Here is a 13,878-nt window from a genome sequence, read left to right on the forward strand (position 1 = left end):
CGCCCTTGCTTTTTTTGTATTTTCTCAGGGCTATGCATCGCAGTCTTTGTACACTGCCAGCATCATAGGCAGGACGCGTTTCGCATACTGCGCCAGGGAATAATCGCCGTTGCACAGGCACCAGTCGTACATCAGCCCCCGCTCCAGCATGGCGTAGGTCTTGATGATCTCGTTGATAGAAAGGTCGCGGCGCAGCTCGCCCTTTTGCTGGCCTTCCTGCAAGATTTTCCGCAGCAGCTTATAGTAGGTGCGGTCCTGGTCGAGGAGGTGGCGGTCGCCCCTGGTGATGAGCTGGGAAGAGAAGAGACGAGCCAGCAGATCTACAGAGATGGAATTCTCTATCATCAAAAACAACTCCTGATTGAGGTAAATCAATTGGTCTATGGCGCTGTCGTCTCCTTGCAGCGTCTCTTTTAATTCCTCATATTTTTCATCGAAGAGAAAGGAGAGGGAGGAGAGCAGCGCGTCCTTTCCGTCAAAATAGTGATAGAACGAACCCTTTGACGTGCCGGATTCTTCAACAATTTCGTCCACCGTCGTATCGTCGTACCCCTGGTCGTAGAACAGCTTCCAGGCGGCGGAAATAATTTTGCCCTTGGTATTTCTCGTATTTTTCTTTGCCATGTGTCGTTGTCCTTTCTAAAACAGGGAGAGCTGTACGCCCTCGTCCTTCTTTGGCGGCATGTAATTATGGGACAGGGTGTGTGCCTTTTTGATTTTTGCGAGGCGTTTGTAGAACGCCGTCCGATATTCCTGATCCAGCCGCCCCTCTCTATATAAATCGCGAAAGATCGGATCCAATCTGGGATACTCTAATCTGATAAAATCAAAAAAAGAGCGTCTCGTCCGTCCGCGAAGGCCGAGAAGGCCGGGCAGGGCGTAGGAAACCTTTGCATCTTCACCGTGAGAGTAAAGGGCGTTCAGATTTTCGTCAGAGTCGGTCAGATAGGGGATGATCGGCATCATGTGCAGCCCTCGTGACGCATCGGTCTTTGCAAATTCTTTGAGCATCTGAAAACGCCTGAGCGACGGGACGCCGCCCGGCTCAATTTTCTGCCTGACATTCTCATCCATGCAGGTGATGGTCGCCGCTACGTTGACATAGGTGATACTGGCAAGCTCGGCAATCAGGTCAAAGTCACGCAGAATCAGATCGGATTTTGTGGAGATGATGCAGGGCGTCCTGTATTTGATCAACAGCTTCAAGATATCTGGCATCATTTTGCGCTCTTTTTCGATGGGCTGATAGCTGTCGGTGACGCCGCCGATGTTGACGATTTCCCGTTTCCAGGAAGGGCTGGCAAGCTGCTTCTCAAGCTGTTCGACGACATTGGTTTTGATGTAGATGGTGTCAAAGAAATCATTATCGGGCATGTAGTCCTGGGTATACAGGGCGAAACAGTATTCGCACTTGTGCGCGCAGCCGCGATAGATATTCAGATCCCAGCTATAAGGCAGTCTGCGGCTGTGTAGTTTGTTTAGCGCCTGTTTACAAGTGATTTCACGAAAATGAGATGACATTTAATGCTTTCTTCCTCCCTGAATAAATGTTAGAATAAGTATAAGTATACCACAGTTGATAAATTTTAGGGAGAAGAACATGGAAAAGAAAGGCGTCTGCCAGTTTTTGTTAGATCATGCGGCACATGAACCCATATCCTTTCATATGCCGGGGCATAAAGGGGCGGCAATCTATCGCGAAAATGGATACGGCAGGTTTTTGGACCAGATGATGGACTGCGATATCACAGAGATTCCCGGAGCGGACAATCTCTTTCAGACAGAAGGCATTATCAAAGAGACCATGGAACGTTACCGCAGGTTGTATGGAGCTGAGGAAAGTTATCTTTTGATTAACGGCAGCAGTGCGGGTCTGATTGCGGCGATCCTGACCTGCGTACCAAAGGGCGGAGAGCTGATCCTTGCGCGGAACTGTCATAAGTCTATTTTCAACGCCATTTCCATGGCAGGCGCGCAGCCGGTGTACGCTTATCCAGAGGTAATTGCCGACGATGGGATTTCGGGTGAGATCACCGCTGACGAAATACGTTGCTGCCTGACGGCGCATCCTGGCTGCAGCGCAGTGATTCTGCCCAGCCCAAACTATTATGGCGTCTGCAGTGACATCAAAGCCATCGCCCAGGTGGTTCACGATGCGGGCAAACTCCTCATCGTCGATCAGGCTCACGGCGCCCACCTGAAGTTCTTTGACAAATACATCGGGGGCAATGCCAAAGCTGCAGAAAATCTGGGCGCGGACATTGTCATCGACAGCGTTCACAAGACGTTAGCCTCCTACACCCAGAGCGCTATTGTCAACCTCTGTTCGGACAAAGTTGACAAGTATGCCTTTGAGGACAAGCTGCAGCTGATTGAGAGCACCAGTCCATCCTACCTTTTGATGGCATCTCTGGATATTAATGCAGATCTGTTGGAACAAAAAGGAGAAGATTTGATTCGCCAGTGGGAGGAAAATTTACGGTTTTTTTATGAAAAAGCTGCCCGGATCGAAGGGTTGAGAGTGATGAAACATCCCCTTCTCGACCATACGAAAATCAACCTGGACATGAGCGCCTATGGTATCGACGGGTTGGAGCTGGAAGCGCTTTTGATGGAGCGGAATATCTTCGTAGAGTTGGTGACAGGGAATATCGTCATGTGTATGACAGGAATCGGCAATAAACGATGCGACTTCGACAGATTGCTGTCTGCTCTGCGGGAAATCGCCTCTAATCGCCAAATAGCGATAAACTCTGCACCGGCAAAACAGCGTCTGACGCAGAAAAAATTGGTGCAGAAACCTTTGCCGCAACAGAAAGAACGCATCAAATTGGAAAAAGCGGCGGGCAGAGTCTCGGCATCGTCAATCATTCCTTATCCGCCGGGAATCCCGATTATCTGTCCGGGCGAAGTCATCGACCAGGAGATTTTGACCTATGTAAAGGATTTGCGGACGAAAGGGGAGAAAGTGATCGGTATTGACGACCTGGGCAGAGTGGTAGTCGGAAAGGAGAGGCGGTAATGGCAGAGATTTGTATGGCGGGAGCAGGCAGTGTGATTGAAACTGCGGAGCTTATCAAAACAGAAATGTTAGAAAGGGGAAAAGTACCTCCCGATTTGAGAGCGGAAGTATATCATGTGCAGGACGGCGTAGGCGTTGCGTTATTCGTATTTGAACGATATTATATGAGGACAAGTGGATTTACCAGCCTTACCGTAGCAGTTACCGGTGACAATGAGGCGGTCTATGTAGACGGCATCGGTGCCGGTGGCGGTGGGATGATGGAGGCAATTTGGAGTACAGAAGACAAACTGCTGAAAACGCTGATAGAGATTTTAAAAGAACGTGGTTTTGAAGAGCTTATACAAGAGGAAAAGTGAGAAAGGTTTAAAATGAGGAGATTGGATAAATAAAAATGTTTATCGAGTAGGAAGTTCTGCGAGGAATATTTCGCTTTATGGGGCGAAGTCATCGACCAGGGCAGAGTGGTAGTCGGAAAGGAGAGTATCTGATGGCTAAGATTTGTATGGCGGGAGCAGGCAGTGTGATTGAAACTGCAGAGTATATAAAAAAAGAGATGCTGGAAAGGGGAGGTATATCCCCTGAACTCAAAGACGAAGTGAGCCATATTCAAGACGGCGTTGGTATTGATTTGATCGTCTTTGAGCGATACTATATGAGAAATGGGAGTTATGCTAGTTTGAGCGTAGCGATTACCGGCGATGATGAGGCAGTTTATGTAGACGGTATCGGTGCCGGCGGAGGCGGCGGTATCTTTAATATATCCTGGGGCAGTGAAACTGATTTCACAGATCTGCTGGCAGAGATTTTGGAGGAGCGGGGCTTTAAGGCACTCGCGGAGGAGGAACACTGAATGATAGAAATCTACAAGGATCAATCCTTAATGAGCAGGGACATCCCCTTTGGAATCCTGGATGTGCAGTATCCGGATCGGTCGGCATGGGATCTCGCGGGGTTTGCAGCGATGCGGGATCAAGAACTTGCCGCCATCAAAAGCCAGGCGGAAACCTACGACCGCAAGGCGGAGTTTTCGGAAGACCCCTATTTCCGTTATTTTCGGAAACACAAGAAGACCTATCCTGTCATGGCGCAATTGGAAAGTTTTTTGTTAAAAGACCGCCCTTTTCCAGAGTACAATCCTATCAACCAGGTGGCATTTCTGACGGAATTAAAGACACGCATGCTGACCGGTACCCATGATGCAGACAAAATTGAAGGGGCGCTGGTCTTGTTTGAGGCGGCGGAGGAAATTTCTTTTGTCGGCATGGGCGGGCGTGATAAACACAGCTATAAAGGTGACTTGACCGGCAGGGATGATGGCGGCGTGATTCTGACCATGATTTCCGGTCCCGACGAGAAAACGTGTCTGACAGAGGAGACGCGTCATCCCGTTTACATGGTCTTTGCACCGGAGGGATTGGCTGCCGTCCAGGTGGAAGACTGCCTCAATCAAATGGAATTTTATATCAAAACCTTAGCGCCGAGGGCGGAAATCGTGCGCAGAATCGTATAACCGCAGTTAATGGAGGATTAGATGATGAGTAAAGATACAGAGAAAATAGTTAGAGAGTTGCAGGAATTCATGGATCAGTTTAAGGATTTGTCAGAGGAAGAGGCGAGGGGGAAAGTAGATGAATTTCTGAAGCAATATAACGATAAATTAGCGGCAGTGGATCCAGTGGAAAAAGACCAGTGGTATTATCTGGATCTTGCAATGGAGGCTGAGGATGTCAAAGTGGCCAGGAAAAATGCCCAGAAAGCGCTGACGATTGACCCCTATTGTACTGACGCGGAACTGCTATTGATCGACCTGATGGACATCACGCCGGAAGAAGCAAAGAAGCGCTTTGAGAAGTTAATCAAAAAGACAGAGAAGCATTTGGAGGAGGAAGGGTACTTTGCGGAAGAAAATATCGGCAGTTTCTATATGATGCATGAAACCAGACCATATATTCGCGCGCTGGGAACCTATATGGACGATCTGATTGGACTGGGTAAGTTCAGAGCGGCTATCCGTGCAGGGTTGAATATCATCAGGCTCAATGAAAACGACAACCTGGGAATTCGTTATGACTTGATGGCTCTGTACGCTTTTATGGAGGACGTATCCTCTGCGGAAGCTCTTCTTGCGGCCTACGAGGAGGAAAGCGCAGGTATGCTGTTTCCTTTGATTCTGCTCTACTATAAAATGGACGATTACACCAAAGCCCGTAAATACTTGAAGCTGTTAGCGGGAAAAAATCCGGATTTGAAAAAATTGATGATGGAGGAATTGACTGATGAGGAGCTGGATCAAAATGCTATGCCCTTTGGTTATGCCATGGACACCATTGGCGAGTTGATGGATGTCATCAACAGAGATATGTTTTTGATCGATAGTTCCGTGGGCGGCATGCTGTGGATAAAGAGCGAGTTGTCCAAGATGTAGCAGCGGTTGAAAAAAGCCGGCGTATCAACGACTGAAAATGTTGGTGCGCCGGCTTTGATATGTAACAGGTTATCTCAGCTTAAATGTCTTCGGTGCGTACTTATAGGCAAAAACCAATGAAAGGATGACGTATAAGATAGCAAACCCTACCATGCAGGACCCGAAAGCGATTGTCGGCAGTTTGATGTACATAAAGGCGAAGGGAATGATGTAAGTGATGTAATTGACAATGGCATAAGTAACGCTTTTTGACTGCAGTTCCACGTTATATGGCTGCAGCAGGTAGTACATGACCAGGTGGTGGACGGAAAAGAACACCGACATGGAAATGATGGCGAGGAACAGCATCAAATAGTTCAGCGGATTATCCGTGCCGCCCGACAGATACAGTACCAGAGGCAGACCAAGGGCGATGAGCATCGCTGGCAGCAAATTGATGGCGACCAAAGTGCGCAGCCGCTGCCGGAACAACTGCAGAATCGCTTCAGGCTGACGATAAAAACGATAGGTGAGCATGCTGTGATCGCAGTTCATGAACATAGCCTGGGTGACATATTGTCCGCGGTTGACAAAATACATGATTAACAAGGCCAGCGGCAGAGAGTTTAACATCATCCGATTAGCTCTTGCTGCGACTTCTGGACTGATAAAAATCATGACCAAGGCAGTGACAAGGAATACGCCGATACCGATGGAAAAATTGCGGGCAGATCTGGTCAGCAGCTTTCGGTGACGCTTTACGAAAATTTCGTGAAGGTAACCGTAACCGCTTTTATTGCTGTTGACTTTGACGGAGCTGTCCAGCTGTTTCTTTTGGAAGGTATCAATATTGGCCTGTCTGACTGCTTCGCTGTAGCCGAAGAAGATGTTGTTGTCCGAGAGCAGCTCCTTATAGATCCTGCGGTATCCCTGGAATCTCCAAAGATATACGCTGCCCGCGAGACCAAAGACTATGACGGGCACCATCAAAATATAAAATAATGTTTCGCTGAGATTCAGGTTTATCAGCGGGAGCCCGTAGGCGCAGAGCAATATTGCGAATATGGCTATCCAAATTCTTGGCGAAGGTTTGTTTTCGTTATATGTTTTTCGGCCTGTCCGCTGAGATTGCCACAACAAAAAACTGTGAAAACAGATCTTGCTGAAGACGACAAAAAATGCCATGAGTATACAAGTCGGCAAACGCAATCCGACGAGAAGGCCGCAGACGATAAACGATGCGCCCAGACCCAGCAGTGATTTTAATAGAAAATATCCGTAATTAGACAGTACATATTCCCTGGGATCCATCTTCAGCAGGAACATGGCATAGTATTTATCCTTTGTAGGATTAAAGAGGTGTGAATTCATAATGACACCGATCAGGGTCATCAGCAGAAAAATGTGCAGTACAATGGCTGCGGTATCTGCTTGATACAAGGTGGCCGGCAGATAGATCAACAGGGCCACATAGACAGGCTTTGTGACAAAGACGTTAGCGAGTTCTAGTATAACGCTGACGATGCCCGCAAATAGCTTCAGGCCGCGGCTCCTGTAAAGAACAGCGGGAAGCAGCTTCTTGATCAGAGGAATCTGCTTCAGGGAAAAGATGATGCCGTTAACCCTGTATGTATTTTTCAATGCGAAGGCTTTTTTGAACGTTTTAAACATTGTCTTCCCCTTTCAGAATGCCGATGACTCGCTCCTTCAGTCCCGATTCAGTTAAGTTTGTCTTATCGATCTCTTCTAAAACGCCATTATTGAGAATTACGATTTCATCACAGAGGCTGACCGCTAGGTCCATGATATGGGTGGAGAAGATGATGATGTGGTCGCTTTTGATTTGGCGCAGAAGGTCCTTCATCTGTTCCGCCACCAGCACGTCGAAGGAAGTGAGCGGTTCGTCCAAGAGTAGAATACCAGCGTTGCCGATAATATTGACCAGCATCTGCATCTTGTTCTTCATGCCATGGGAATAGTCTTTCATCAGCTTGTCGCGGTCTGCTTCTTCAATATCCATGAAGGTAAAGTATTCGTCAATGGTCTTGGGTTCTTTTATTTTGGACCCATTAATGTCCAGAAAAAATTTTAGGAATTCTCGCCCTGTCAAAAATTCAGGAACAGCAGGAGTGGAGAGGACGTAGCCAATATCGTCAGGGCTTGCATTCCTCTCGGCGCCGTCTTCCTCAATGACAAAGGAGCCGCCGTCGATGGGAAGATCTTCGTCAATACAATTAAACAAAGTGGTTTTGCCTGCGCCGTTCTTACCTAAAAGACCGTAAATTTTTCCTGTTTCAAAGGTAAAGGTAATATCCTTTAAAACTTCCTTGCTTTCGAAGTTTTTCTGTAAGTTGATTATCTTTAATTTCATCATCATTCTCCTGGATTTCTATTTTTGTTCACTCATTATATTATAGTGGATTTCGGCGCACAAGTAAAATGTTTGTTAAACATTTTCATCTATGTTGACACATGTTAATATGGATGCTATTATAGCTATATTAACATGTGTTAATATAGTTTGATACTGAGAAGGAAGGGCAAAAATGTGAAAGAAAAACCATATCACCATGGAAACCTGCAGACTGAACTGATAGAAGAGGGCCTAGCCCTGATTCACGAAAAGGGCAGAGGGGATTTTTCCTTGAGGAAATTATCTAAGAGAGTAGGCGTGTCTCCTACGGCCTGCTACAATCATTTTGCAAATGTTGATGAACTGTTGGCTGAAATGAAAAATTATGTGACGAAGAAATTTTGTGACGCTTTATTAGAGGATATAGACGAAAGTGAAATGGCAACTGCGGCGATCAGAATGGGAAAATCATATGTCAATTTCTTTGCATGTAATCCACATTACTTTACGTTTATCTATGATAACGAAGAGTACCGGATCAATCTGACCGAAGCTGCTTTTGAAGGAGATTTTGCTCCATTTAACATTTTTAAGGAAACAGCTGTAAAGTGTATGGAACACCATCATATTGACAAAAAAAGATATCGAGATAACCTATTAGTCATGTGGGCGACGGTGCACGGCCTGGCCGCAATGGCCAATATGAGAGGTTTTCATTATGGGGGAGACTGGGGTCTGCTGACTGAAACATTACTGGATACGAAGATTAATTTGCTATGACAAATTATCTGAAAAGAAAGGGGAAATAACATGACAATTATAGAGGCAATGGAAGCTCGACATGCAGTAAGGCGTTATAAAGACAAAGAAATAGCAGCCAGCGCAGTTGAAGGGCTGCAGGAAGAAATCAACAGATGCAACCAGGAGGGCTCACTAACCATACAGATGATTTTAAATGATAAAGATGTATTCAAAGGTTTGATGGCCTACAGCGTAGGCTTTCGCGGCGTATCCAATTATATCGCCTTGGCAGGCCCTGCGGATGAGAAGCTGGAAGAAAAGCTAGGATATTATGGACAACGCATCGCTCTAAAGGCTCAACAGTTAGGCCTGAACACTTGCTGGGCAGCAGCTACCTATAAGAGGGGGAACTGTAAGGCCGTCGTGGGAGATCATGAAGAACTGATCTGCGTCCTGGCCTTAGGATATGGAGCGACGCAGGGGGTTCCCCATAAGTCGAAAGCCATGTCAGAGCTCTGCAACCTGGAGGATGATATGCCGGAATGGTTTCGAAAGGGGATGGAGGCTGTGCTGCTTGCACCAACAGCCATGAACAGACAAAACTTTTTTCTCACATTAAACGGTGAGGATGTAACTTTTGAAGTAAAAGAAAGTAAATACAGCAAGATAGACTTGGGCATTATCAAATATCACTTCGAAGTCGGATCGGGCTCTCTGTAAACGAATGGCTGCTGAGAAAATACAGCGGTCCAGCGGCGGCATTGGAACTTTTAAGTTCTTATGCCGCCGATTTTTACAATATAGGAAATATCATTTAAAGAACGTATTTCCACGTTTTTTATGAGCATTGACATTTGACTTTATTTGTAGTATTATACTTAGCGCACTAATTATTAGTTAGCTAAGTAAATTTGGAGGAAAAGAGATGAGTTGCGAAAAGGTATACTACAGTGATCTGTTCAAGAAAATTGCCAACGGCCAGAAAGCTATGCTGAATCACGGAGTGGCCCAGAACGACATTACTTATGTACAGTCGCTGGTACTGCTATTTCTCAATAATATGCGCTGTCAATTTGGGTCAGACCATGAGGTCAGCCAGAAGGATGTGGAAGATTACTTACTGCTGAAGGGTTCCACCGTAACCCGCCTTTTGTCACGCATGGAAGAGAGTGAATTGATTCAAAGAGTGCGCAGTCAAAAGGACTGCCGCAGTAATTATCTGGTCATGACAGAAAAAGGAGAGTCTTTTGTACCTGTATTTTATCAGGTGTTAGACAATGTGGAACAGTTGATGACAGACGGCTTCAGTCAAGAAGAAAAAGAGACGCTGATGACGCTGCTGCAGCGGGTTCTTAAAAATATAATAAACGCGGAAATAACGGGATCAAAGATTCCTATTTCCACAAAAAAGCAGATTTAGAAAGTTCTGCTGTGCTGGGAGGGAAAAAGTTGAAAGAAAAAAATTTATCGCAAGTTCCAAAATCAGGTGTTACAAAAAGAGAAATTATGATTATCGCAATTGTTGTCGGCGGTGCCTTTATCGCCATTCTCAATCAGACGGTCTTGTCGCCGGCGCTGCCGAAACTGATGGAAACGTTCCAAATTAATGCAGGGACCGCCCAATGGGTGACAACCATCTATATGCTTGTCAATGGGATTATGGTGCCGGTTACCGCCTATTTAATTGATCGGTTTGCGACAAAACTGCTGTTCATCATATCCATGGCAGTATTTATCGTCGGCACTTTGGTGACTGGCATGGCCGGTTCCTTTCCTATTTTGATCATAGGCAGAATCATGCAGGCCATGGGAGCCGGTATTCAGTTGCCTCTGGTAGCTTACGTACCGATGCTGGTATTTCCGCGAGAAAAGCGAGGCACGGCCATGGGTATGGCCGGCATCGTCATGAGCTGTGCGCCGGCTATCGGCCCAGTCTTTGCCGGTTGGATTATCGACCGCTTTGGCTGGAGAATGATGTTCTATTCGATCATCCCTCTAGCTATCGTTATTTTGGTTCTCAGCATCTTCTTGCTGGAAAACGTAGGCGAACGGAAGCGACCTCACCTGGATCTGCTGTCCATCGTGTTGTCATCCTTTGCTTTTGGCGGTTTGTTGTACGGCTTTTCCAGTGCAAGCACGAAGGGGTGGGGCAGTCCGCTGGTCATCCTGCCGCTGCTCATAGGGGCCGCTGCCTTTATCTGGTTTATTCGCAGACAGTTTCATCTGGATGAACCGCTGCTTGAACTGAGAATTTTAAAGACGCCGGTCTTTGCCTGTTCGGCAGCGATTGTGACCATTATTAATTCCGCTCTATCTGTGGGAAGTATCGTATTGCCTATTTACTTACAGAGCGTAAAAGGATTTTCTGCTTTTACGACTGGTATGCTGATGATGCCGGGAGCCGTTGCCTCAATTTTCATGAGCCCCATCAGTGGTCTGCTCTTTGATAAATTCGGACCGAGAGGAATTTCTATTATCGGACTGACCGCACTGACAGGCTCTTTGACTGCCTTGGCCTTTATCGGACCGACCACTTCGGTTCTGCTGTTGATTGTCATTTATGTCTTGCAGTCTTTTGGTCAGACCATTGCCAATATGCCGGTCAATACTTGGGGAATCAACTCTTTGAAAAACGAGTACATTGCTCATGGCAACGCCATCAGTAACACGGGACGCCAGGTAGGCGGCTCTATCAGTACAGCCTTGATTATCACAATTATGACCATGGTAACCAGCTCCAGCAAGGCGCCGACGTCGCTGCTTCAGACTGCCAGCGGAGTAAGAGCTGCCTATGCCGCATCTGCCTGCGTAGCTGCTGTGGCCCTCATCCTGGCTGTCTTAAAAGTACGCAAGGGCGGCGAAGCGCCTTTGGAAGAAGAATAAGGAGGAGTGTAATGAAAGCGCCAATCGGAAAGATTATGGATACAGATGTCTACACCTGTCCAGTGACAGCAACTTTGGGAGACGTGGTAAAGCTGCTGGTAGAAAAAGAAGTTGGCGGCCTGACAGTCGTCGATGAAGAGCGGCATGTAACTGGCTTTATCAGCGACGGCGACATCATGCGGGCCGTTTCAAAACAGAAGACGCGCTCTATTTATGGAGGCGACTCCGTCATGGTTCTCTACGACGATGAAACCTTTGAGCAGAAAGTCGCTGAGTTTAAACAGCGGAATGTGATGGATCTGGCCACACGCAAGGTCTTTTGTGTGACGGAAAATCATCCTATCGACGAGGTTGCCAGGATTCTGTCAAAGAAAAAGTTTAAGAAGATACCGATTATAGACCAGGAAGGCAAACTGGTGGGCATCGCCCGCAGAGCGACAATTATGCGCTATATCTTCAACATGTTATTTGATCTGCAGTTAGATCAAATAACAAAAGATCCAGTAAAATAAAAAAGGGCAGACACATAGCTGATGTTAAATCAACTGTATGTCTGCCCTGTCACGTTTTTAGAGTTTCAGCGCTCTCATTGCGTTGAGGATGGCGATAAAAGCGACCCCCACATCGGCGAACACGGCATCCCACATGGTAGCCATGCCCAATGCGCCCAGAGCCATGATGGCAAATTTGACAGCAAGCGCAAAGATGACGTTCTGCTTGCAGATGCGTAAGGTCTTGCGGGCAATCCTTGTCACCGTGACAAGCTTTGAGATGTCGTCGGCCATGATTACCACGTCAGATGCTTCAATTGCTGCATCTGAACCGAAAGCGCCCATGGCGATTCCCACATCAGCACGAGCCAGAACCGGGGCGTCATTAATGCCGTCACCGACAAAAACCAGACGGCCTTTCTGACTGGTGTGCAGGACGCTTTCCAGTGAAGTGACTTTGTCTTCTGGCAGCAGCTCAGAAAGTACATTGGTGATACCGATTTCTGATGCGACAGCTTCTGCGATTTCCTGTCTGTCTCCTGTCAGCATGATGGTCTGTTCCGCTCCAAGATGCATGAGGTCTTTAATGGTTGCGGCGCTGTTCTCTCTGATGGTATCTGCAACCACGATGTATCCCAGATAAGTACCGCCGTAGACGACGTGAACCACAGAACCGATTTCGGCCGGGGCATTAAACTTTACGTCCAGATCCTGCATCAGGCGGCTGTTGCCGCAGTAAATTTTCTTTCCTTTATATATTCCTGAAACGCCTTTCCCGGAAATTTCTTCATAATTTGTCACCTGGCTGCTGTCCACCTTGCCAAAGTGCTGGACGATGGAGAGGGCAATCGGATGATTTGACAAGCTTTCGCCATGGGCTGCGATTTCCAGCAGATGGTCTTCTGTCGCATCTGCCATCGTATGAACTTTTGTCACTGCAAATTTGCCTGTAGTCAGCGTGCCCGTCTTATCAAAAGCGAAGGCTTTGACGTGTGCCAATGCTTCCAGGTAATTACTGCCTTTGACTAAAATTCCCTGCTTTGACGCGGAACCGACGCCGGCGAATAAACTGAGCGGTACAGAAATGACCAGGGCGCAAGGGCAAGAGATGACCAGGAAGATCATCGCCCTGTAGAGCCAGTCGTCAAAGTGCTGTCCACTGAGGAGGAGGGGAGGAACTAGCGCTAATAAAATGGCTAACCCTACCACGATTGGCGTGTAGTAATGGGCAAACTTTGTAATAAATTTTTCTACTGAAGCTTTCCGGCTGCCGGAATTCTCGACTAAATCCAGCACCTTGGCAACAGTAGAATCCTCATATAATTTCGTAACCTTGACTTTGAGAACACCTGTCAAGTTGATGGTACCGCTGATAATCTCATTGTCAATCCCCACATCCCTTGGCACGGATTCTCCTGTCAGTGCAGCAGTATCCAGGGATGAATTACCTTCAATGACGATGCCGTCCACTGGAATCTTTTCCCCCGGTTTTACCAGAATCAAATCGCCGAGGGCCAGTTCTTCCGGTTCGACTGTAATCTCTTTCCCGTCAACCAGTTTGTTCGCAAACTCCGCTTTGATATCCATCAAGTCGGCAATGGATTTTCGGGAGTTGTTAACGGCGTAGTGCTCAAAAAACTCTCCCACCTGATAGAAAAGCATGACAGCTACCGCCTCGGGATAATCCCGGCAGTATGCTGCCCCCAGAGAGGCGATGGTCATCAGAAAATTCTCATCTAAGAGCTGGCCGCGGACGATGCCCATGACAGCTTCAATGATAGTCCTGTATCCGGCGATGACATAGGCTGCGATAAAAAACCAGATGATATCCGTTGCATATCCACCAATAAACAAAGCAGCAGCAGCGAAAATCTTGACCAAATCAAATTTTTGCGATTTCGTCATTGTGATATCCCCCTTTTCATTATAACATAGGAAATATCGTCCAAAGGACGTATTTCCGTATGTTTCAAAGAACGTA

General features: G+C 46.9%; 15 protein-coding genes. 10 read left to right on the plus strand and 5 right to left on the minus strand.

All coding sequences use genetic code 11. The features are described 5' to 3' along the window. Positions 1 to 30: 30 nt before the first annotated feature. Together BN6539_RS05740 and BN6539_RS05745 are read right to left on the minus strand one after the other, a co-directional pair. The gene (locus tag BN6539_RS05740; RefSeq protein WP_067535008.1) at positions 31 to 624 is read right to left on the minus strand and encodes a TetR/AcrR family transcriptional regulator; all 594 of its coding nucleotides are present in this window, start codon (positions 622 to 624) and stop codon (positions 31 to 33) included. Positions 625 to 639: 15 nt separating this feature from the next. Further along, complete coding sequence (locus BN6539_RS05745; RefSeq protein WP_067535011.1) at positions 640 to 1,521, minus strand: SPL family radical SAM protein; 882 nt, start codon at positions 1,519 to 1,521, stop codon at positions 640 to 642. A 79-nt stretch (positions 1,522 to 1,600) separates the two neighbouring features. Between BN6539_RS05745 and BN6539_RS05750 the strand changes: the two genes are divergently transcribed. From BN6539_RS05750 to BN6539_RS05770, 5 genes are all read left to right on the plus strand, one after another. After that, complete coding sequence (locus BN6539_RS05750) at positions 1,601 to 3,022, plus strand: aminotransferase class I/II-fold pyridoxal phosphate-dependent enzyme (protein WP_067535013.1); 1,422 nt, start codon at positions 1,601 to 1,603, stop codon at positions 3,020 to 3,022. Beyond that, positions 3,022 to 3,381 carry a DUF6054 family protein gene (locus BN6539_RS05755; protein ID WP_067535016.1) on the plus strand — a complete coding sequence of 120 codons (360 nt, stop codon included), beginning with the start codon at positions 3,022 to 3,024 and terminating at the stop codon, positions 3,379 to 3,381. Before BN6539_RS05750 ends, BN6539_RS05755 begins: the two co-directional genes overlap by 1 nt. A gap of 131 nt (positions 3,382 to 3,512) precedes the next feature. Then, positions 3,513 to 3,875, plus strand: a complete 363-nt coding sequence (locus BN6539_RS05760; protein ID WP_067535019.1) for a DUF6054 family protein — start codon at positions 3,513 to 3,515, stop codon at positions 3,873 to 3,875. After that, entirely contained in the window at positions 3,876 to 4,535 is a 660-nt protein-coding gene (locus BN6539_RS05765) for a hypothetical protein (protein WP_067535022.1), read from the plus strand. It abuts the gene before it with no gap. A gap of 21 nt (positions 4,536 to 4,556) precedes the next feature. Continuing rightward, a complete protein-coding gene (locus BN6539_RS05770; RefSeq protein WP_067535025.1) occupies positions 4,557 to 5,450 on the plus strand; it encodes a tetratricopeptide repeat protein in 894 nt (297 codons plus the stop codon). A gap of 69 nt (positions 5,451 to 5,519) precedes the next feature. On the opposite strand, the gene BN6539_RS22890 is transcribed toward BN6539_RS05770, so the two are convergent. Continuing rightward, positions 5,520 to 7,100, minus strand: a complete 1,581-nt coding sequence (locus BN6539_RS22890) for a hypothetical protein (RefSeq protein ID WP_067535028.1) — start codon at positions 7,098 to 7,100, stop codon at positions 5,520 to 5,522. Further along, positions 7,093 to 7,800 carry an ABC transporter ATP-binding protein gene (locus BN6539_RS05780; protein ID WP_067535031.1) on the minus strand — a complete coding sequence of 236 codons (708 nt, stop codon included), beginning with the start codon at positions 7,798 to 7,800 and terminating at the stop codon, positions 7,093 to 7,095. The genes BN6539_RS22890 and BN6539_RS05780 overlap by 8 nt, the downstream gene beginning before the upstream one ends. Before the next feature lie 177 nt (positions 7,801 to 7,977). Between BN6539_RS05780 and BN6539_RS05785 the strand changes: the two genes are divergently transcribed. The 5 genes from BN6539_RS05785 (at position 7,978) to BN6539_RS05805 (ending at position 11,918) form a co-directional block, all read left to right on the plus strand. Continuing rightward, positions 7,978 to 8,562, plus strand: coding sequence for a TetR/AcrR family transcriptional regulator (locus BN6539_RS05785; RefSeq protein WP_067535034.1), 585 nt, complete (start codon positions 7,978 to 7,980; stop codon positions 8,560 to 8,562). 30 nt (positions 8,563 to 8,592) lie between these two features. Further along, on the plus strand, positions 8,593 to 9,243 hold the full coding sequence (locus BN6539_RS05790; protein WP_067535038.1) for a nitroreductase family protein: 651 nt from the start codon (positions 8,593 to 8,595) through the stop codon (positions 9,241 to 9,243). A gap of 205 nt (positions 9,244 to 9,448) precedes the next feature. Continuing rightward, positions 9,449 to 9,943, plus strand: coding sequence for a MarR family winged helix-turn-helix transcriptional regulator (locus tag BN6539_RS05795; RefSeq protein ID WP_067535041.1), 495 nt, complete (start codon positions 9,449 to 9,451; stop codon positions 9,941 to 9,943). A gap of 29 nt (positions 9,944 to 9,972) precedes the next feature. Further along, positions 9,973 to 11,406, plus strand: a complete 1,434-nt coding sequence (locus BN6539_RS05800) for an MDR family MFS transporter (protein WP_197492873.1) — start codon at positions 9,973 to 9,975, stop codon at positions 11,404 to 11,406. 11 nt (positions 11,407 to 11,417) lie between these two features. Continuing rightward, entirely contained in the window at positions 11,418 to 11,918 is a 501-nt protein-coding gene (locus tag BN6539_RS05805; protein ID WP_067535046.1) for a CBS domain-containing protein, read from the plus strand. 57 nt (positions 11,919 to 11,975) lie between these two features. On the opposite strand, the gene BN6539_RS05810 is transcribed toward BN6539_RS05805, so the two are convergent. Next, the gene (locus BN6539_RS05810) at positions 11,976 to 13,802 is read right to left on the minus strand and encodes a heavy metal translocating P-type ATPase (protein ID WP_067535049.1); all 1,827 of its coding nucleotides are present in this window, start codon (positions 13,800 to 13,802) and stop codon (positions 11,976 to 11,978) included. Positions 13,803 to 13,878 lie beyond the last annotated feature (76 nt).

It is taken from the genome of Emergencia timonensis, from assembly GCF_900086585.1.
Taxonomy (GTDB): Bacteria; Bacillota; Clostridia; order Peptostreptococcales; family Anaerovoracaceae; genus Senimuribacter; species Senimuribacter timonensis.